This is a genomic window from Microcystis sp. M049S2 (assembly GCF_020245625.1).
Classification (GTDB): Bacteria; Cyanobacteriota; Cyanobacteriia; order Cyanobacteriales; family Microcystaceae; genus Microcystis; species Microcystis ichthyoblabe_A.
Map to the genome: position 1 here is coordinate 1 of NZ_JADBUN010000189.1, position 20,713 is coordinate 20,713.

Annotated in this window: 14 protein-coding genes and 3 pseudogenes; 10 read left to right on the forward strand and 7 right to left on the reverse strand. The window is 42.9% G+C overall.

Going from position 1 to position 20,713, the window contains the following annotated elements; all coding sequences use genetic code 11:
* Window positions 1-250: 250 nt before the first annotated feature.
* Window positions 251-526 carry a hypothetical protein gene (locus IM496_RS15980; protein ID WP_228009900.1) on the reverse strand — a complete coding sequence of 92 codons (276 nt, stop codon included), beginning with the start codon at window positions 524-526 and terminating at the stop codon, window positions 251-253.
* A 232-nt stretch (window positions 527-758) separates the two neighbouring features.
* Here IM496_RS15980 and IM496_RS15985 point away from each other — a divergent pair, with 232 nt between their 5' ends.
* The 4 genes and pseudogenes from IM496_RS15985 (at window position 759) to IM496_RS16000 (ending at window position 3,056) form a co-directional block, all read left to right on the forward strand.
* Window positions 759-863: a helix-turn-helix domain-containing protein gene (locus IM496_RS15985; RefSeq protein WP_287662528.1), complete on the forward strand. Its 105-nt coding sequence runs from the start codon at window positions 759-761 to the stop codon at window positions 861-863.
* Window positions 864-1,355: 492 nt separating this feature from the next.
* Window positions 1,356-1,662, forward strand: a pseudogene (locus IM496_RS15990) (transposase); the annotation flags it as partial.
* A 21-nt stretch (window positions 1,663-1,683) separates the two neighbouring features.
* Window positions 1,684-1,869, forward strand: coding sequence for a hypothetical protein (locus tag IM496_RS15995; protein WP_194016899.1), 186 nt, complete (start codon window positions 1,684-1,686; stop codon window positions 1,867-1,869).
* Between the two features lie 56 nt (window positions 1,870-1,925).
* Entirely contained in the window at window positions 1,926-3,056 is a 1,131-nt protein-coding gene (locus IM496_RS16000; protein ID WP_194016900.1) for a patatin-like phospholipase family protein, read from the forward strand.
* A 92-nt stretch (window positions 3,057-3,148) separates the two neighbouring features.
* Here the strand turns inward: IM496_RS16000 and IM496_RS16005 are convergent, their stop codons facing one another.
* From IM496_RS16005 to IM496_RS16030, 6 genes are all read right to left on the reverse strand, one after another.
* Window positions 3,149-6,925 (reverse strand): WD40 repeat domain-containing protein, encoded by a 3,777-nt coding sequence (locus IM496_RS16005; protein WP_194016901.1) that lies wholly within the window; start codon window positions 6,923-6,925, stop codon window positions 3,149-3,151.
* 82 nt (window positions 6,926-7,007) lie between these two features.
* Entirely contained in the window at window positions 7,008-8,591 is a 1,584-nt protein-coding gene (locus IM496_RS16010; protein ID WP_194016902.1) for a toll/interleukin-1 receptor domain-containing protein, read from the reverse strand.
* A 478-nt stretch (window positions 8,592-9,069) separates the two neighbouring features.
* Window positions 9,070-10,908: a molybdate ABC transporter permease subunit gene (gene modB, locus IM496_RS16015; RefSeq protein WP_194016903.1), complete on the reverse strand. Its 1,839-nt coding sequence runs from the start codon at window positions 10,906-10,908 to the stop codon at window positions 9,070-9,072.
* Window positions 10,909-11,104: 196 nt separating this feature from the next.
* The gene (modA, locus tag IM496_RS16020; RefSeq protein WP_194018458.1) at window positions 11,105-11,902 is read right to left on the reverse strand and encodes a molybdate ABC transporter substrate-binding protein; all 798 of its coding nucleotides are present in this window, start codon (window positions 11,900-11,902) and stop codon (window positions 11,105-11,107) included.
* 196 nt (window positions 11,903-12,098) lie between these two features.
* On the reverse strand, window positions 12,099-13,520 hold the full coding sequence (gene pyk / locus IM496_RS16025; RefSeq protein ID WP_287662529.1) for a pyruvate kinase: 1,422 nt from the start codon (window positions 13,518-13,520) through the stop codon (window positions 12,099-12,101).
* Between the two features lie 497 nt (window positions 13,521-14,017).
* A protein-coding gene (locus IM496_RS16030) for an IS1 family transposase (protein WP_287662535.1) occupies window positions 14,018-14,757 on the reverse strand; the annotation gives its coding sequence in 2 pieces (ribosomal slippage) (window positions 14,018-14,071 and window positions 14,074-14,757; 738 coding nt in all).
* 189 nt (window positions 14,758-14,946) lie between these two features.
* On the opposite strand from IM496_RS16030, the pseudogene IM496_RS16035 reads away from it, so the two are divergent.
* The 6 genes and pseudogenes from IM496_RS16035 to IM496_RS16060 form a co-directional block, all read left to right on the forward strand.
* Window positions 14,947-15,111, forward strand: a pseudogene (locus IM496_RS16035) (transposase); the annotation flags it as partial.
* Between the two features lie 576 nt (window positions 15,112-15,687).
* Window positions 15,688-16,965: an alpha-xenorhabdolysin family binary toxin subunit A gene (locus tag IM496_RS16040; RefSeq protein WP_004158016.1), complete on the forward strand. Its 1,278-nt coding sequence runs from the start codon at window positions 15,688-15,690 to the stop codon at window positions 16,963-16,965.
* 53 nt (window positions 16,966-17,018) lie between these two features.
* On the forward strand, window positions 17,019-18,254 hold the full coding sequence (locus IM496_RS16045) for an alpha-xenorhabdolysin family binary toxin subunit A (protein WP_287662531.1): 1,236 nt from the start codon (window positions 17,019-17,021) through the stop codon (window positions 18,252-18,254).
* Window positions 18,255-18,358: 104 nt separating this feature from the next.
* Complete coding sequence (locus tag IM496_RS16050) at window positions 18,359-19,354, forward strand: hypothetical protein (protein WP_287662533.1); 996 nt, start codon at window positions 18,359-18,361, stop codon at window positions 19,352-19,354.
* A 19-nt stretch (window positions 19,355-19,373) separates the two neighbouring features.
* Window positions 19,374-20,399, forward strand: a complete 1,026-nt coding sequence (locus tag IM496_RS16055) for a hypothetical protein (protein WP_004158012.1) — start codon at window positions 19,374-19,376, stop codon at window positions 20,397-20,399.
* A gap of 33 nt (window positions 20,400-20,432) precedes the next feature.
* Window positions 20,433-20,573 (forward strand): annotated as a pseudogene (locus IM496_RS16060) (IS1/IS1595 family N-terminal zinc-binding domain-containing protein); the annotation flags it as partial.
* Window positions 20,574-20,713 lie beyond the last annotated feature (140 nt).

Below are 20,713 nucleotides of genomic sequence, written 5' to 3' on the forward strand. Positions count from 1 at the left end.
CTTTCCGAAAGTCCTTGACTTGTTTCAGTTTTTCTATTAAGCTCAACATATATTTAAAAGGTTGGCGGTCACTTATCATTTTACCTGGCAGTGATCGCTTTTACTTTTGATATTCTGATGGGAGAATGAAACAGCCCTACCTTGATAAGGGGGGTGTCTGACAACTTTTAACGCCTACCTACTTAATCAGAAAAATTACTTAAAAAACTCTGTGTATCTGTGGTGAACAATCAATTACTCAATCGACACTTTAGACATCTTCCACTATTGTTGCCATTCCTTCTCGACCAACTTCTCCTAACTTTTCTCCCCAAACCTCCCAGCAATCTTCACAGGATTTTCCTACTCGTTCTTTGACGTTAATTCGGTAATAAAAATTTGTTTCATTATCTCCCACTAATTCCCCCGTAAATATTTCCCAATTGGGACTAACTAACAGCAGTAGTTCGTTAATTGGATCATAAATATCTACCTCTGGATGAGCTCTTTCGGCAATTCGTCTTAACTTGATATCTAGCAGATACATAAATTTAGGTTCACAGCAGGAATTGACCATCAGCCACAGACAATCTAGCACCTCCACTCGGTAATTAACCCACGCAATTGTAGAGTTAAAGGACAAATATGGCAGGAGTTTATAAGATAGAAATATCTGAAAGTGAAGCAGAACTCAAGGAACTGCCTAGACAAAAAAAACTGGTTCGGGAAAAGAAAGAATACAACTATTGTACTTATTAAAGACAAAAAAGGCAAAAACGGTGACAGAAGCTGCGGAAATGCTAGGAAGAAATAGAGTCACTGTAGAAGATTGGTTAGGAAAATATCTTCAAGGGGGAATCGAAAAATTAAGTAGCTGGTTATAATTAAATTAAAAATAGATTTTATGTTCGATCCCCCCTGCTCCCCTTGATAAGCTATCCCTTATAGGGATCTTTCTTAACAATTTTTTCAGTAAGCACTTCAACCCTTATCCTGACTTGATTTCAGTTTTTTCCTTGTCAGTAAAGGTGTCAACAAGGAATATTACAGATTGTTAACCGAGTCTTGAAAGCCTTGTGCTACAAAGGTTTGAAATGTTAAGAAAGATGTGACTAAAGGACAGTTAATAAGGGGGGCATCTGATGATTTTTAACGCCTGCCTACTTATTATCTAAAAAAGTCAGTATAGGAAGACCAAGAGCTAAAAGTCATGACTCGTAAAGTAATTGCCTCAATTACAGGATGGGCTTATATTCTAGAGGCTTTATCTGTCGCCAACGTTTAGAGGATTAGTGTTATTTACCCCATAAGCAATACAGTCACAGTCAGTTTTTTTTCGATTCTAAATTAATATTTCTTATGGCAATGACTAATTACGAAAAATCTTGACTTCTGACAAAGTAAAAGAGTTTTGTGGACACCAAGAGTTGAGTTAAAAATTGTGGGCAGACTTTTATTTTACTAATCCTTATCATTCTTGGGAGATGGGAGAGGGGATTAAACGAGCATAATAAGGGACTATTAAGAGAATTATTTCTCAAGGAAAAGAATTTTTAAATCGTTAAGCCAGAGGAGATGGAAAGGTCTGTAAACTTAATTAACAATCATCCTCGAAAATCTCTTGACTATCGTACCCCGAATGAGGTATTCTATGGAGGTATATCAGACAGTGATGCAATTTAGACTTGAGTTAGCCACTTTTTCTTGAAAGTTGAAATAAGTGATGGACATTGTCAAACCATTTTTGCCCGTAACAATGACTGGATTGTCAATACCGCTCGGTTGAAATCTCACCTCGGCAACTTGTTTGCCATTCTAGTTTGGTATGAAAAACTCACTGGTGCTGGCTCTAGCGGCACATCCGACTTCGCCGCCAAAATTGAAGAGTGAGGCGGCCGAATTGCGATCATTAATCCCACGACGCTTGAGAGCGAAGGAGAATCAAAATGTCTGTTCAAGAAATTCTCAGCAAAACTGGTCCACGCAAACTACTTGCCTTAGATGGCGGTGGTATTCGTGGGATTATAACAATTGAAGTCTTGGCGAAGATCGAAAGTCTTCTGCAAGAAAAATTAGGAGCCGATGATAAGTTTTTGCTGGCGGACTATTTCGATTACATCGCTGGGACAAGTACGGGGGCAATTATTGCCTCTTGTTTGTCTTGGGGGATGAGAGTTAGTGAAGTGCGCGAATTTTACATTAACCAAGGCGAAAATATGTTTGATTCGGCGAGTTTGCTAAAACAATTTCAGTACAAATTTGAAGATAAAAATCTCGCACAAGAGCTTCGGGAAAAATTTCAGGAAAAAGATGGCTCTGTTGCCACCCTGGGTAGTTCGCTACTGAAAACCTTGCTCCTGATGGTCATGCGTAATGCCACGACTGATTCGCCATGGCCAATTTCCAATAATCCTTATGCTCGTTATAACGATCCCAGCCGTCCTGACTGTAACTTACAATTGCCCCTCTGGCAGTTGATTCGTGCAAGTACAGCCGCTCCCACCTACTTTCCACCGGAGGTAATTGAAGTAGAAAAGGGTGAGCCTTTTGTGTTTGTTGATGGGGGAATTACATCTTTCAACAATCCAGCCTTTCAACTTTTCCTGATGGCTACGACTAAACCCTACAAACTAAATTGGCCCGTTGGTGAAGATAAAATGCTTTTAGTGTCTGTTGGAACAGGCATGACCCCTAGTGCCAATAAAAATCTTAAACCGGGAGAAATGAATCTTCTTTACAATGCTGGAGCGATCCCCTCTGCTCTGATGTTTGCCGCGCAGAATCAGCAAGATATGCTCTGTCGTATTTTTGGCAAATGTCTTGAGGGCGATATCATTGACCAAGAGGTTGGCAACATGATTGACATCAACGCGCCTGGGGGAGAGAAATTATTTACATATATGCGCTACAATGCTGACCTTTCTCATGAAGGATTATCGGCATTGGGATTGACGCAGATCAACCCAGCGGATGTTCAGAAGATGGATGCTGTTGACAAAATTAAAGAGCTTCAAGCTGTGGGTAAGGCGATCGCAGATCAGAAGGTAAAAAAAGAACATTTCGTTAATTTTCTGTGATGACTGAAGTTCCCTGCAAATGAATCAGCAGCAGGTCTCATCTAATGTCATATCAAATCCGTGTAATTATGGTCAATCAACCGGATTTGATATTATTTCTGAGATTCAATATCTTGGCAAAGAGACTGATATTGATCGCTGCGAGACCGATTCTTGTCATCATTCTTTACATTAGGATTATTCTCCCAATAACTACGAACCCAATCGCAACTCCTATCCGCCAGCTTATCCAATTCCACTAGCTCCAGATCCTTAAGCTTCAGCTCTCGATTCCACAGAATTACCGTACCATCAGTGCTAGCTGATGCTAACAAAGAATCACCGTTAGAATTTCTAGGGCTAAAATTAACAGCCGAAACAAAACCATTATGCCCATTAAGGGTTGCAAGCCATCGCCATGGCTCATCTTTCTCATTTTGTTTTTTCCAAAGTTTCACAGTTTGATCCTGACTTGCTGTAGCAAGTATCTGACCGTTAGGGCTAAAACTTACATCTAAGACCTCGCCTTCGTGACTGTAAAGAGTTTGGACAACTTCCCATTTCCCATCTTGTTTTCTTTTTTTCCAAAGTTTCGCGGTCCGATCATGACTCGCTGTAGCAATGGTATGACCGTCAGGGCTAAAAGTGACAGCCAAGACCTCGCCTTTGTGACCGTAAAGAGTTTGGACAAGTTTCCATGTCCCATCTTGTTTTTCCCAAAGTTTCACAGTCTGGTCATTACTCGCTGTGGCAAGTATCTTATCGTCAGGGCTAAAAGTGACAGCGGAGACTTTGCCTCCGTGACCGTAAAGAGTTTGGACAAATTCCCATTTCTTATTTTGTTTTTTCCAAAGTTTTACGTTAGAGTCGTCACTAGCCGTAGCCATGATTTGGTCTTTAGGGCTAAAAGTGACAGCCAAAACTCCGCTTTCGTGACCGCCAACCCTTTTGTCAAGAGTTTGGACAAGTTTCCATGTCCCATCTTGTTTTTCCCAAAGTTTCACAGTTTTATCCTGACTCGCTGCGGCAAGTATCTTATCGTCAGGGCTAAAAGTGACATCCCAGACCGCTTTTTTATGCTCCGTGAGGGTCTGAAGCAACTTACCATCCCGTTGCCAAAGCTTTACAGTGTTATCCCGACTTGCAGTGGCGATAGTTTGACCATCATGGCTAAAACTTACGTCAAAAACCCAATCGCTATGTCCAGTTAGGGAAGGTATGGGATTTGAGCTAATGTTCCACAGTTTTACAATCTCGCCCACCAAACTTACAGAAGCAAGCATATTATTGTTAGGGCTGAAACTAAGGTGCCTAACCCCATCTGTATTCCCACTTAAGGTTTTTATCAAGCTTCCGTCATTGGTATTCCAAAACAGTATATTCTTGTCGTATCCAGCAGAGGCAAGCATCTGATCCTTTGGGTTGAAACTAACGCTTAGAACCCCATCTGTATGCCCTCGGAGCGTTCGGATTAATTTGCCATCATCTCGCTGCCAGAGTTTTACTGTCTTGTCCCGACTAGCAGTAGCAATCATCTCGCCGTTGGGACTGAAACTCACGTCCCAAACCTCATCGCAATGACTCACTTGCTTAAAGGTCTCGCAATCCTTCTCAGTCAAGGAATTATCAATTAAGGTTGTCAATAATTTTCCGTCTCGATTCCAGAGTTTCACAGTTTGATCCTTACTAGCAGTAGCAATCATCTCGCCGTTGGGACTGAAACTGACAGCCAAAACCTCATCGCAATGACTCACTTGCTTAAAGCTCTCGCAATCCTTCTCAGTCAAGGAATTATCAATTAAGGTTGTCAATAATTTTCCGTCTCCATTCCAGAGTTTCACAGCCTGATTCTTCCTAGCTGTAGCAATCATCTCGCCGTTGGGACTGAAACTAACAGCCAAAAAATCATTACCATGACTCACACCCCTCTCATTATCAACCAAGGGTTTGATGTCCTTATTCTCAATACTCTTCTCATTTAATCTCCGGAGTTTAACTGTATCTTTTTCACTGACAGCAGCTAATATCTGACCATCACGTCCAAAATTTGCACCGATGAATTCAGATTCAGATGTATTTTTATCTACTTTCCACTCTTGGGGTTTCTTCCCATCCAGATCCCAAAGCTTAATTGTGCCATCTGGACTGTAAGTAACGAAAGTCGATCCATTAGGGCTGAAACTTACCTTAGAGAAAGAATTCCCTTCTTCTGATAATCGTCCCTTTTCATTAACTCGAACTAGCCCAATTTCAAGATATTTCTCAATGTCCTGACGAAGTTCTTTTTCGGTTTTATCGTCAAGAAACCATCTTAAGGTCAAGCTATTTTCAGCCTTCTTAAGATTTCTAAAAGATCTTAAGCCGTCAATAAGAGAATCAAAATATTCTTGGGAAACCAAGTGTGCATTTGATGAAGCAAGAATTGCTTTAGTCTCACTGATTGCTGCTTGCGATCGCTGATATTCAGCCAAAATCAATAATCCAACAAATATAAAGGCTAAACTTGCGACTCCAGTGGTTATTAGCTGCCACCTCTTTATATCCCGCTTATGTAGGTATTCCTTCCTCAATTCTTCTTGCTTATGTAGGTATTCCTTCCTCAATTCTTCTTGCTTATGTAGGTATTCCTTCCTCCACTCTAAAATTGCTGGGGCTAGTTTGTCGTGAAAAATCTCATAGCGCTCCACATTAGGTTTTTCAGACGATGGTCCAACTGAGCGCAAAATTCGCTGTTCCGGGCTAGAAAGTTTCCGTAGCAACTCTTCAAGTTTCTGTGTTTCAACCCCCCCTTTTTCTGCCAGTTCTAGAGCAGGATAGGTAATCTTTGTTCCTCCTGGAGTGACTAGGTATTCAAAGACTTGCGCTGCAATATTCTTTTCCTCCCTTAACAGGGGTTCCATCCGTTCATTGAGGTGTTGCTTGAGGATATTTTCTGCCTCGCCCAGTCTCTTAAAAGTCTCTAGCCGCAGGCAATCCGAACCGATTTTCATCTCTTCTTTCCATAGGCGTTCCATCACCAATTGCAGGTAAGAAGTTTCAATTGCTGTCGATGGACGGTCATGTCCACCTTTTCCCGATTCAACGAAAAAGACTTTGCCGACTTTGACTTGTTCTAATACTTCCTGAACTAATTCTGTTTCAATGCCAATAGATTTTTCCCCTGCTTTCAGGCGTTGGTTAAATACTCCCAGGGGTTTCCTGATGGCATCCACGGCCGACTCTTCATCCAGGTGGGGGATGCGTAAATAGTTGCCGAACAAGTTAGAGATGCGTCCCTTGAAATGGTCAAGTTTAGCCAGGGTATCTTCCCGCAAAGAAATTAGGAAATTGACAGGCAGACCAGACTCATTGATGGCACGGGGAAATTCAAAGGCGAAGGTCCCTTCTCCATCTTCATGGGAATGGTACTGAAAATACTCCTCAAACTGATCGAGGATGATCAATAACTTACCGCTGCTTCTCTCTGGGTCAGTAACCAGTACCTTTGCCCAATTTTCTAAAGTTTTTGCCAGTGAAGTCCCTGGTTCTGGCACTTCAACTGCTGGTAGGATTTTTTTGACATCTTTCTCAACTTTTTGCACTAATCCAGCCACTGGCTCGTCGCGCCAGGCACTGAAGACGACAACGGCAAATTCAGGCTGGCCAGACTCCTTCAAGTTTTTCTGGGCGAGTTGGCGCAGGTGATGGGCCACCCCCGCTCGCAGGACGGAAGTCTTGCCCACACCGCTCGTACCATAGAGTATGGTCAACCGCGAAACCATTAGGTTATCGGTGATAATAGCAGACCACTTTTCCCTTCCGAAGAAGAAATCTGCCTGCTCTTCTAAATAGGGCATCAGTCCTTGATAAGGACAATCTGGAATCTCTTGATGATTGTTTGGTGAAAACATTTTTTTTCGGGATTCTAAATCTTAAGTTAGTTTGAATAAATATCAAGGCAAGTAACTAAATACGGAGGAAAACCAGCGTTTTTCATCCCTCCATTGCTGCCACAATCTCGTCGCAAATCTCGTTCAATATTCTGTCTTGCTCTGGTGTGGGAAGAAGCACTAACGGCTGCGAAACCTTATGAGCTGCTTGCAGATCTTTAAGTGCTGTATATTTGTACCCGCAGGAATTCACCAAAACCCAGATGATCTTAACGCCTTCCTTTTCAGCGTCTTTGAGTAAAGATGGCAGTTCTTCTTTTTTAATAAAGTCAGATGCCAAGAAATTCTGACTTACCAGTAAGACAGCTACTTTAGCGGATTTTAGAGCTTCTTCAATTTTGTCTCTCCACTTCTCTCCTGGCTTGATTTCTTCGTCAGTCCAAGGTTTTGGTATTGCCCCTGCATCAATAGCTGGAGTGAGGACTGTTAAGAGTTTGTTCAACCATTCTGTGTCATTATGGCTGTAGCTGATAAAGATTCGATCTCGTTTAGTTTCAACGGGTTCAGGAGAGGGGCCGTTGTGGATGACCTTATTTGGTAGCTTCTGGATCATATCACTTAACTTGGCAATATAATCCTCTAAAGATTTCGAGATAGGCTCCTGACCAGTATATTTCAGCCAAAACTCCCAATCGAACCTTTGATAATTTGATTGAATTGTCCACCAGCTTTCCTTGGCTTTGGTCAATATTTGATCTTCCCAGATTCGATAAAGAATTACTCTTAGATTCCAATAACTTGGGCTATATCCCATGAATAAAATATGGTTTTGGTCGAGTATATTTGATAGTTGCAGAGGCATCAATTTCCTCAGATCCCTGTGAGCTAAATAATCAATATAATGGTCTTCAGTTACGATTAAATTGTCTCCAATAGCTCCGTAGAATTTCAGAATTACTGGGTATAGCTCAAGTGAAAGTCCTCGATCTTGATACTCATTTGGCTTGTCAATCACAACTGGGGAACCTTCTTCAACTATTTGTCCCGCACCTGCCAATCTAAACTTTTGATGGACAAATCGACCACTGTTTTCTCGCCCTCTGTAAGAGACTAAATCAAACTCTTTTGCAGCTTTTTTAAAAGCATATTCCAGTGTGTTATCGAAGCAAGTCGTTACGAGTAATTGGTAGGGATGAGGGTAGTTCTTCTTCTTGAGGCATTCCGGCAGTCCTGCCAAAAACTGATGCAGGGAATTAGGGGGATAATCAGCTTCAAAGATTGGTCCCAAGGTTCCTGGAAGAATATCTTTGCTACCCCCCAGCAGATCGATGTATTGGGACACCTGCTGGAGTGCCATTTTCTTGATTGAATCTGTCTTGAGCGGACATCCCTCCGGTAAATCTTCGATGTGTTTTTCTGTGAGAGGACACCGAACAACGTCGCTATAAATATGTTCAGAAATTTTGTCTAAATAGAGCGCCAGTTCAATATTAGTGGGAGGATAATTAGGTTCTCCGAGAGGATTGCTATCAACAATCCAATTTTCTAGTTCTCCCTTATCATTTTTTCTGCGTCCACACAAATTGATCTCATCCCCAAGGAAGAAAACGACTTTGCCTTCAGTAATTGCCTTGACTACGCTATTACAGTGTGAGTTAAATACCAGCGGTGAGGGTGAAGAAACCATGATGTCGACCTCTGTAACCTTTGAACCTTAGGAATTCTGATCGAGAAACTCCTATTACATAATACACCTCCTTGGCAGTCCAGGGTAAGCGCATCTTAACAATACTTGACAAAATGAACTTTATATGGTTTGCCTACCCACGATTTAGGCATATTTGAGGAGAATTTGCCATCGCAATTGTTAAGCAAAAATCCACCGAATAAGTTGAGTTCGTAACTATTCTGATTGACTGGTATCATTTGAAATCTCTACAGGACAAGCGGATCACAAAATTGACCAAAGATGCGCTTGCCCTGACCTTTGGAGTGGTGTTATTGGCTTATAAGTAGCTGGTTATAATTAAATTAAAAATGGATTTTAGGTTCGATCACCCCTGCCCCCTTGATAAAGGGGGTGCCGATAGGCGGGGGGATCCGCCTTAATAAGGGGGATGTCTGACAATTTTTAACACCCACCTACTTAGCATCAAAATCTCTGTTTATTTTAATAATAATAAACGCTGGGGAGATAAAGTAACAGTCCAAGGCAAAGCTTGCTCCTTAATTTCTAACCATTTATCCTTATATAACTCTGCTTGGATATGAAAATCTCTGTCATGGTTGGAGGGTTGATTAAGTTTCAGATAGAGAGTCACTCGATGGGGTCCTTCAATGGCATTAGCCAACCAACAGGGAAAAGTATTAATATCGCCTAAATCTCGACCAAAAATAATTTGATGGGCACGAATTCCCGTATAGGCTAAATAGTCGGGAATTCCGGGGATGGTGTGTAATTTAACATCCCAATCAATGGCTTTCAATTGTTGATTATTAATGATAATAGCACGGGAAAAATTCTTACAGCCAGTAATCTTGGCCAAACTAACGCTATCTGGTCGCTCAAAAATTTTCTGTTTAGAATTATTAGCAATTACCCGCCCTTTTTCCATAACTAATAAATTCTCACATATTCGATAGGCTTCATCCATATTATGGGTAACAAAAATTGTCACGCCATCGTAATTACTTAAAGTTTTGATCATCTGACGTTCTAATTGAGCGCGTAGATGGGTATCAAGGGCAGAAAAAGGCTCATCTAATAATAAAGCTTCCGGACGACTAGCTAAAGCGCGAGCGATGGCGACTCGTTGCTGTTGTCCCCCCGATAATTGATGGGGATAACGGTTTTCCATGCCAAGTAACTGCACTAATTCCAATTGGTTGACAATCTGCTGTTTAATAACTTTTTTAGATAAGTTTTTGGGGAGACTAAAAGCGATATTTTCTGCCACGGTGAGATGGGGAAAAAGGGCATAATTCTGCACCACAAAACCGATACGACGCTGACGACTGGGGAGATTAATTCCCTTTTCGGAATCGAAGAGAATGCGCCCATTTAAGACAATACGACCCCTTGAGGGCGTTTCCACCCCAGCCAGCGATCGCAAAATCAGGCTTTTTCCCGAACCTGAAGCCCCTAATAGTCCTAATGGCTGATTTTGGCAGTTAAAAGTAACTGAGAGGTTAAAACCGGGTAAATGTTTCTCTATATCGACAAATAAGCCTATTTTATCCCTATAAAGGTGATTTTCAGCTGCTAAAAGGGCAAAATTGCGACCCTCCCAGGGTGGCAGCCAGTCCTCCATCTCGTTAGGTTTGCTTTCTCCCAGTCGTCCTAATTGCTGTTTGCGTTGACTTTGCCAGAGATTAACGGCGACAATTCCCGATAGAGAGATTAATATGATAATAAACACCCATATCCAAGCCTCAGTCATCGCTCCTGCTTCCACAGCGAAGAAAATCGCCATCGGGATAGTTTGAGTTTGCCCCGGAATATTACCCGCTAACATCAAAGTCGCCCCAAATTCCCCCAAAGCGCGGGCAAAAGCTAGGGTTAATCCCGCTAATACTCCGGGGAAGGAAAGGGGCAAAAGTAGGCGCCAGAATATTTTCCCTTCCGATGCCCCTAGGGTGCGGGCAACCTGCAAAAGACTGGCATCCACCTGTTCAAAAGCCCCGAGGGTGGTTTTGTACATCAGGGGAAAAGCTACCACCGTCGCGGTGATGATGGCGGCATACCAAGTAAAAACGACGCGAAAGTTAAATAGGTCTAATAACTGTCCTAATGGTCCGTTTTTGCCGAATAGGAGCAGTAAAATGAAGCCTAGCACCGTCGGGGGCAAGATTAAGGGTGCGACGAAAACTGCCTCGATTAGAGATTTCCATCGTCCGCGATAGCCTAACATCCAATAAGCGGCGGCAATACCGAGAAAAAAGATGATTATCAGGGCAATGGTGGCGGTTTTCAGGGATATCCATAGGGGGGAAAAGTCTGGCATTTTTCAGGGGTCAGGGGTTGGGTTTTGGGGTTTTGGGGTTTTGGGGTTTTGGGGTGTTGGAGTGTTGGGGTGTTGGAGTGTTGGGGTGTTGGGGTTTTAGTTGAAATTCCCCACTACCCCACTTCTCCACTTCTCCACTTCCCCACTTCTCCACTTCTCCACTTCCCCACTTCCCCACTTCTCCACTTCCCCTAAATTATCTGGCTATTCCGAAGCCGAATTTTTCAAAAATGTTTTTAGCGGCTGCCCTGGTGAGATATTGGGCGAAAGTCTTGGCAGCTTGCGGGTTTTTACTGGCTTTAATCACAGCTATGGGATAAATAATCGGAGAATGGAGATTATTGGCAGCCGTAGCCACTACTTTTACCCGGTCGGAAATTTTGGCATCGGTGATGTAAACAATGCCAGCATCGGCGTTACCAGTCTCTACGGCGGCGAGAACATTACGGACAGAGTTGGCAAAGACCAGTTTTGCTCTTATTTGCTCTAAAATGCCGAGATTTTTCAGAACTTCTTCACTGTACTGACCGACAGGAACGCTGCGCGGTTCACCCACGGCAATTCTTTTGACATTACTGTTAGTCAGGGAACGAAAATCGCTGATTTTTAGGGAGGAATTCTTGGGAATGATTAAAACTAGGCGATTAGTGAGCAGGTTTCTTCTGGTAGTTGTATCGATTAAACCAGCTTTTGCTAAAGCGTCCATTTGCTTAGTGGCAGCCGAGAGGAAAACATCGGCCGGCGCACCTTGTGTAATTTGCTGTTGCAAAGCCCCCGACGCACCGAAGTTATAGTTAACTTTAATGTTGCCATGGGCTTTTTCAAACCCCGGCTTGATTTCTTCTAGGGCCTCTTTGAGACTAGCGGCGGCAGAAACTAGAATTGTCTGGGTTTGTGCAGTGGCGATAGTAGAGGAAAAAAGGTTTATGTCTGGAGATAATAGGCAAATAAGGACAATTGAGCCGATAAAAGCCAGAAAATATCGTCTTTTCATCAAGATTGACAGCAAGCGATCGATATTTATACATCTATCACAACCAATCCACCGCCCAAAATCTGCATCTAGGGTTTGCGGCAAAAAGTTTTTCGTGGGGTGTGGGGTGTGGGGTGTGGGGAAGTGGGGAAGTGGGGAAGTGGGGTAGTGGGGTAGTGGGGTAGTGAGGAGAATACTGACTCCCGACTCCTAGAACTTAGGGAATCCTGTGAATTTTGAGGAAATTGGTGCCTTTAGTTTTCTGCATGGGAATTCCCGCCATAATCAGAATTTTATCGCCCGATTGCGCTAGATTTTTCTGAAGCAGAATTGATTCCGTTTGCTTTAACACATCCTCAAAGACGGACACCTGATGATCGAGAAGAATCGGGATCACACCCCAGACTAGATTGAGACGGTGATAGACTCGTTTATTGGGAGTCATGGCAATGACGGGAACCGAGGGACGTTCCTTAGAAGCCAGTAGCGAAGTGTAGCCAGAGGTGGTAAAAGTGACAATATAACGGAGATCAAGGGTTTGATCGATCGCCACTAAAGCCTCACTGAGAGCGTGAGTTTCATCGGACTGATTGGGGGGAACATTATCAAACTTCACATCCGCTTCCACATCATGGGCGATTTTGGCCAACATAGCCACAGCTTTGACGGGAAAATCTCCCACTGCTGATTCCCCCGATAACATCACCGCATCGGTTCCATCGATAATTGCATTAGCCACATCACTGGCCTCGGCCCGAGTCGGTCGGGGATTGTGAATCATGCTTTCTAACATCTGGGTGGCAGTGATGACGGGAATAGTTTTCATGTTGCAGAGTTTGATAATGCGTTTTTGCAACATGGGGACTTTTTCGGGACTTAATTCTACTCCCAAATCGCCCCGGGCCACCATAATGCCGTCACATTCCTCGACAATTGACTCTAAATTTTCGATCGCTTGCGGTTTTTCAATTTTAGCCATCACTGGCACATCCCCATGATTTCTCTCGGCTAAAAATGCCTTAATCGCCTTGATATCTTCTCCTTTACGAACAAAACTGAGGGAAACCCAATCAACCCCCTGAGAAAGACCAAATTCTAGGTCTTGTTTGTCTTTTTCGGTCATGGAAGGTAAGCGCAAATTGAGACGGGGTAGATTAACTCCCTTGCGACTTTTGAGAATTCCTCCCTCCAATACTTGACATTTTAGGTTTTTTCCGTTAATTTCAACGATTTTTAGCTCTAATAAGCCATCATCGAGGAGAATTTGCTCACCTAGCTGTGCTTCCTCGGCCAGATAGGGATAATCGATCGAAACGGTGTTCGGTTCTCCCCGATACTCATCCATGGGGACAAGGGTGAGATAATCGCCGTCGTTGATGGTAATGGAACCATTGGGGAGATTACCGACGCGAATTTTTGGGCCTTGTAAATCTTGCAGGAGAGTGATAGGATTGTCTAATTCTTGAGAAATTTGCCGTAAAAGGCTGACAACTCTCGCATGATCTTCGTAGCTACCGTGGGAAAAGTTTAGCCGCGCTACATTCATCCCCGCACCGATCATCTGCTTGAGGACTTCTGGCGAATTACTGGCAGGGCCGATCGTGGCTACGATCTTAGTTCTATGGGTAATAATTGACATGGAACCCTTACTAATCGATCTTGGGACGATTACATGATATTCACTTTAGGTTAACTAACGGTGAAGCGGAAAACAAATTAAGCTTTTCCACAGACTTGCAATCACTCCCGGTGGGTGCATCTCATTTTTGTAAATCTACTAAGTTAGGATTTTTAAGGGGAAACTCTTGGCTAAAGTCGGGCTTTACTTTCGATTTTATCACTTAATCCAAGCTTTTGGGGGGTTCTACCCCCCAAACCCCTAGGGCTGTTTCATTCTCCGAATCTAATTCTTTTTTTTGCTACCCTTAATAGCTTATGAGGTAAGCTAGGGAGTAGGGAAGTACAGGTTTTTGCTCTCATAGTGGGTTGATTCATGAATCAACTCTCATAGTAGGTTGATTCATGAATCAACCCACAAAGCACGACGTTTTCAGCTATATATTTCCGAGAAATCGCCTAAAAACGTTGCCAGATAAGGATTTGAGAGGGTGGTGATTCGGTAGTAGTGATGGCGGCTTAATCCTTTGCCAGCTGTGCATTGTAGTCATGGATAAAATACCAAAGGGTTCCCCAACGTGATTCTCCATTTTTTTAGAGAAAGATAGACTCTCTCTCACCAGCCGAGAAATCCTTTGTCGAAAGGTATTATTTAATCTTTCAATATGATTAGTTTGACCAGTTTCTTTCCCGACTGGTCGATGACGTTTACTGGGAATTACTGTCTTATATGACTCCCAAAAGTCTGTGTAAGCAACTGCACATTGTCGGTAAACGCCTGGTAAACTAGCCCAAAGTTTTTGGGATGATTGACGACTCCTATCTCCCAAATAGCAACCAATAATTTCTCTTGTATTTCTATCAATTGCCAGCCAAATATAGACTTTTATCGTCTTAGAAAAAACAAAAGACCACATTTCATCACATTCTATAACCAATTTACCTTTTGGTTTGTCCGAAACCTTTATTTGACGGGGAACAGCCGCCAGTTTATTGTTGACATAATTTTGTAACCATGACCAACTTACCCCTGTTACTCTAGCAATTCCTCGTAAGGAAATTCGTTCGAGCAGGAGTTTATCAATTAATTGTTTGGTTTCGTCAGAGACGGTTTTATTAGTGGGATTGATCACAAACTGGCGACCGCAATCTTTACACTGACGTTTCGGCTTGCCATTATGTGTAGAACCATTTTTGATGGTATGATAAGAACCACATTTAGGACAACAAGATGTTGAAGTTTGTGAATCTTTTGTCAGAAGACAATGTTCTAAATCTTCATCGTAATTTAACCAAAGTTTAATTATCCAAGAGAAGATATTGATAAAAATAGCAATCATAAAAAGCAAATCCCCAACATTTATCAAGCAATTATTTTTATTAGTAAATATTCTACACGACTCAGTCCAGATAAGCAAGATGGCTTACCACTACTACCGAATCACTACCAACAACTGGTAGAGGAAGCAGGTCATCAGGTCGTGTTTTTGCCAAAATACTCTCCTGATTTAAATGATATCGAACATGATTTTAGTGCATTAAAGAGGGCAAGAATGTATGCTCCTGTGGGGACACCCCTTGATGAAATTATTCGTACTTATTGTGTCGCCTAGGTGTCTCGTTCTTATTTGAAATAACTATATCTTGATTACTTTTGCAAGAGATCTATGGTTCTTCCGAACTTACACTGTAGAAAATTCCTCAAGCTCCCTCTCTGCCTGGCAAGTTTTTAAAGTTTATAAATATCAATCTGACGGCTCTTCGGTTTGTGTTATGCAATAGACTGGGGTTATAAGGGATGGAACCCTTATATAGAAAGGCATTTGGCGATTTTTGTCAATTGTTTTGGCTCTAGAGCGAACTAATCAATTAAGTCTCTTGCCAGATAAGGATTTAGTCGATTTATGCCCCCCTATCGAACCATACCAAGTAACGAAGAACCAATCTGACAAAAACTCAAAGCCTTAATATACAAGCTTTACAAGCATGAGTTGTTGATAGTTTTACATTACAGGTTCGGTAGAGCCATATCTATTGTAAATTTTTGTGAAGAAGTGCGGTCAGATCGAAGAATCGTCGCTAATCTCAGAGAAGAGTTCCATTATTTCAGCTTACTCTCAGGAATTTAGTTAGGGTTCGCTGAATAGTTAGGTACTACCCAAATTACGGAAATTAAGGGAATAAGGAATATGGATTTGTTTTTTCCATCATCTCGATTGATAACAGCGGCTGGTGACAGCCAGCAGGCTTGGAAGTTTACCTTGGTTTCAAGAGAATGGTTTGAACTACAGAACCAAGTACAAGCTATATTAGCTCTACCACTTGACCTTGGCGAATACGGGCAACGCTATGGAGATGCTTCGTCGGGTTCGCAGATGAAAGAGTGTTTTGATGCTATGTATGTCTTGCGAAACGTGGCATCAAAGTATGGCAATCCTAAAAGTCTCAGGGCTAGTATTTTTGAAAATCCTAATTTCCTAGCTGATCCTAAAAGACCCAAAAACGATGCTTTTTCTGCAACTGTGTGGACAATTCAGCTTGCTCACAATAATGCCTTTCAGTTGGCATCGACACTACGCAATATCCCTAGCATTGCCCGTGGCGAGCAGCCATCGGAAGTAGTTGCGGGCATCAAGAGCCTTTTCTTGGATACCGATCAGATCGTTGACAAGATGCGGCAAACGGTGGAACAACTTGATGTATTAATCAAAGAATTCCAAGCTCTTGAGGGCGAATTAGAAGAATCCCAGACAGCTATGACGACTTATACCGAGCGTTCATCCAAGACTCGTATATCGCTTGACACAGAGATTGGCGAACTAAAAGAGAGGATTGACCAACTGGAAAAGGATCGCGATGTCGCCTATGACAAGTGGCTGGATCTAACCGTTTCAGCTTGTGTATTTCCTGCTGTCATTGGCATTGTTGGAACAGCTATAACAGTTATTCTTACTGTTCCAAGTGGCGGTACTGCAGCTGTTTGGGCTGGTGGAATCACTACGGTGGTTACAGGAATAGCTGCTACTGCTCTTGGTATAGCCGCCAGTAATGCACGTACATCATATGACGGACTAATCCAGGAGGTAAGCTCTAAACAAGAATACCTTCAGAAGCGAATTGCCTACCGTCATGATCTAGGCGCTCTTGATAAGCTAATGAAGTTCTCGCTTCCAACGTCAAGTGGCGTTATTAGCCAGCTTAAGGTTGTCAAAGCATCATGGGAAAGCTCAATAGAAGAGATCCGTTATAAGGTCAACGCTCTCAGCACTGAGACCCTAGCTGACGGACCTTGGCTCAAAGAACAGGAAATGGCAGCGTCAGCCGCCAACTGGAGCAAGGTAGACGATGCGCTTAAAGCCTTTATCAACGGCTCGTTTGTTGACTCCAATTTGATTCCCTTCGGCAGCTCGTTGCCAAAAGACGACCCAGACTGGCAGAAAAAGCTGGTCTCACGGTTAGCAGCTTAATTCATCCCTGACCTTTGTTTATTGACCATTCCACAGTATTAAGGAGAAATATCATGGTTGAACTATCCATTGCCCCAGCACCGGGTCTAATCAAGGATGCCGATCCGAGATCCGGACAAAAAAGCCAGTTCGCGCTTTTCAGCGATAGTTGGTTGGAACTCCAAGGCTATGTCGGTGCCGCCATCCAATTGCCTATTACCCAAGGTGATTTTGAGGAAAAATACGGCAGTTTTGAACGCAAAGAATTAATTACAGATTGCATTGACGCAATGAAAGGGGTACAGGAGGCATCAACGGAATTTGGAAATCCGAAAACTCTCAGGGCGGCATTGATTGAGAACCCGAATCTTTTGGCTACTCAAGAACCGCCCACGGAAATCTATACCCATACAGTATGGCTCGGTCAACGGGTGCATCAAACAGCAAAAAATCTCGTCAGTGGCTATGAAAGTGTCTTAAGTGAACTGCCGGGTCTGCCTCCCAACGAACAAGTGGAAAACCTCAAAGAATACTTGTTTGACCAGACCTTAGGACCTATCCCGCTTTCCAAGCAGATGTCCGAAGAAGTCGGTGTGCTTATTAAAAAGCTTGGAAAATTCGAGCAGAAAATGAATGAGTACAACGAAAAACTTCAGACATTCACTAAAGGTTCATCGGATCTGATTCAGCAGGTAGATCAGTCCATTGGTGCAATCTCCCAAAAGATAAAAGATCTCGAAAAATCCCGTGATGATGCCTACAAAGCATGGAAAGATTTCACCATCGCGGCGGTCTCTTGTTCTCTGGGTTGCGTTTTGATTGGTGGTTTGTTAGCACCTCTCACAGGTGGTGTCTCACTCCTAGTTGGTGGCGTGGCCGGGATCGCAACTGGTGTAGGACTTGGTGTAAAAGCGGTCATCTGCAGAGCTGAGTATAACGGATATTGCCAACAGATCGCGGAACAGGACATAGAACTCAAGAAAAAGCAGCGGCTTCGTGGAGACCTGGGCGATTTCAATACGCAAATGCAGCGTGTAGGACCTGCAATGGCTGCCTTCCTCAAGAACTTACAGACCATAGAGGGTGTATGGGTTCAAATGAACAACGATATGATAGGAATCAGCCAAACTGTCAATGAGTCTAGTGTCGGAAGCCTACCTTTCCTTGTTAAAGCGAAGGCTAAATTAGCCATCGACAGTTGGAAGTCCATTGATGAGAGTGCCAAGCAGTTCACTGTGCAATCATTGGTGGATTACACCAGCATTTCCTTTGGCGATCCTATGCCCGAAAATATGCCACAAGCTGCCTAACCCTAGCCAAGTCGTGACTAAACTCCCTATTGTGCCACAGGGAATGATGGGGAGTTTAGTGTCTAAAATTCCCTAGAACATTGAGAAAAAGGAGGTCAATTGCAATGACAGAACTGTTTGGATTAAACCTAGCAATACCTAGCATCACTATCCTAAAATATGATGACCCTAAAAAACTGGCTTTCGATACAAGCTCTTGGACACATCTCCTACGTTATATCAGCAAAATCGAGAACTTGCCAACAGAATTCAAGGGTGGCTCGGTTACTACAGAGGAAGCACTGAAAAAGCTACGGGCAAAGACTCGGAGTTTCGGTTCTCCTAAAGAACTTCGGCGAATGTTAACTGAAAATCCCAATTTATTGGCTGATGTCCGCCCCCCTTCTATGCTATATGCAGCCATCGTATGGCTAGTTCAACACTTGCATCAGTCAGTACTATCTAATGTTTCGTTTTTGCAGAGTTTACAGGAGGGGAAATCAGGTAATGATGTGAAGACTGGTCTGCAAAAACTTGGTACTAATGCAGCTAATGCCAGAGGGCCTATCGGCGACTTAAGTGTTAGTTTGAGTACCTTTAAGAGGGAGATAATTGTCGCTAATAATGCTTTGTCCGAGGCATTTAAAGCCGATACGGATTTACTTCATCGCCTGCAAGAACAGGCTGGGGCGTTGTCGGTTAAGATAGAAGGCGTGCAAAAGAAGATTAATGACCTAGGGTTTTTCACTTCTAAGCAAAGACGCAAAGAACTGGAGCAACAATTGAGTACCTTACAGCGAGAACTCAATAATACAGTAACGCAGTCAGAGAAACACCGCGCAGCGATCAGAGAGATTGAATCCATCCTGGAAGATGGGAATTGGCTCAAGTCTGGCTTAGACGACCTGATGAGTTTCCTTGACAACCTAAGAAAGGCATGGACAGATTTCGGTTCGGGTCTAACTCAACTAGCTGCTGATGCCTCGGATACTCAACTTGGGGATCTGGCTTTCGTGAAAAAGTTACTGGGGCTTGATGATGCCATCAAGCAATGGAAAGCGATTGATCAGGCTGCCAAGCAATTTACGGTCGAGTCTTTAGTGGATATTCCAACTCACTAAGTCTTTTTCATTAACATTTATGAAAACAACAGTCAAATACCGGATGTTTCTGATTTGGTTAGCTATCTTATCGTTATCTGGTTTCCTATGGTTATCACCAGCAAATGTAGCGGTTACACAAACCAGCAATCTAACCGCTTACAAAGAGGCAATCTCTCGTTTGGCCCAGTTCAACGATCAAGTTTCAAGTATGCGCTCCGTGGTTAATAAACCACTGGGTCCTTACCCAATTCACACAAGGTGCACTTGGTGTAGTAAAAGAGAGTGGTGGGGGTTTGGCTTTTGCACTGAAGAAACAACCGAAACATGGGACACTGAAGTTGATTTCACCTGGACCAGACAAACATTGTCTTCTATGCTTGACCAGGCTCAAAGAAACACCAATACCTTTTCAAACCGTTATGAACCAACACAAGCATGGATCAATAGTCTTCCTGGGTTCAGCGAGAAATTCGATGCTAAAGCCGACATTATTTTAGCTGTTCAGGCAGATATCAAGGCAGGAGTAGGCCCAAATGATCAGCAGCGCCAGACAGTGACGCAGGCACTGTTAGAGTTGACCCAAGATTTGGGCAGAAGCTCGTCTTTGCTACAATATGCCACAAGCGCTCTTGACGATTTTCTCCAGCAGCAGAGTTCCTATAAAGAGGCTATCCGGCAGGCAATAAATGATGCTGATCGCTCCGCACAAGAAGCGTTGACTAACTTAGAGAATCAGTCCAAAACCCATCGCTGCCAAGATGGTCTCAACGAAAAATATGCTGACATAAGGGCAGATTTCTCCCGCTCGCTCCAAGAAATTTCGGGTGCTTTTGGGATGCTTGAAGGAAGCAGCAGGGAAGCAGAGGAAAGCCTAGCCAAGTTGCTGGGTTTCGTCGTGAATTCTCAGACTGAACTAAAAACGATTCTTAATTTGGTAAACGCGGCTGGAAATGACAAGCTTGGCAGCTTTCTTGAGCAACTTCACCTCAACGCTGCAAAAAAACAGTGGAGAGAGCTTGCGAATTCTCTTGGGTCGTTGTCAGATAAAGGGATGAGAAGGTAAAACAGATAGAAACTTAATGAAGGAAAAAAAACGATGAAATGTCCAGAATGTAAAAGTGACCACATCAATAAAAATGGTCATCGTGGTCAAAAACAAAACTATATATGTTTAAACTGTGGTCGTCAGTTCATCCACAGCTATGAAACAAAGGGCTATAGCGATGATGTTAAGCGTAGTAGAGCATCAATTTTGTTTTGAGGGATAAAAAAGAGCTAATCTGGAAGAAGTTATCCAACTTCAGACAAAAAAATGCCGAAGAAAAAATATATTGTAGATCTAACAGACTCCGAAAGAACTGAACTCGAGCAGCTAAC

Excerpts from the sequence above, each read along its gene's own strand:
- modB (WP_194016903.1), bottom strand. The coding sequence starts at position 10,908 with ATGCCAGACTTTTCCCCCCTATGGATATCCCTGAAAACCGCCACCATT.
- IM496_RS16040 (WP_004158016.1), top strand. The coding sequence starts at position 15,688 with ATGGATTTGTTTTTTCCATCATCTCGATTGATAACAGCGGCTGGTGAC.
- IM496_RS16045 (WP_287662531.1), top strand. The coding sequence starts at position 17,019 with ATGGTTGAACTATCCATTGCCCCAGCACCGGGTCTAATCAAGGATGCC.
- pyk (WP_287662529.1), bottom strand. The coding sequence starts at position 13,520 with ATGTCAATTATTACCCATAGAACTAAGATCGTAGCCACGATCGGCCCT.
- IM496_RS16050 (WP_287662533.1), top strand. The coding sequence starts at position 18,359 with ATGACAGAACTGTTTGGATTAAACCTAGCAATACCTAGCATCACTATC.
- modA (WP_194018458.1), bottom strand. The coding sequence starts at position 11,902 with ATGAAAAGACGATATTTTCTGGCTTTTATCGGCTCAATTGTCCTTATT.
- IM496_RS16005 (WP_194016901.1), bottom strand. The coding sequence starts at position 6,925 with ATGTTTTCACCAAACAATCATCAAGAGATTCCAGATTGTCCTTATCAA.
- IM496_RS16010 (WP_194016902.1), bottom strand. The coding sequence starts at position 8,591 with ATGGTTTCTTCACCCTCACCGCTGGTATTTAACTCACACTGTAATAGC.
- IM496_RS16055 (WP_004158012.1), top strand. The coding sequence starts at position 19,374 with ATGAAAACAACAGTCAAATACCGGATGTTTCTGATTTGGTTAGCTATC.
- IM496_RS16000 (WP_194016900.1), top strand. The coding sequence starts at position 1,926 with ATGTCTGTTCAAGAAATTCTCAGCAAAACTGGTCCACGCAAACTACTT.
- IM496_RS15980 (WP_228009900.1), bottom strand. The coding sequence starts at position 526 with ATGTATCTGCTAGATATCAAGTTAAGACGAATTGCCGAAAGAGCTCAT.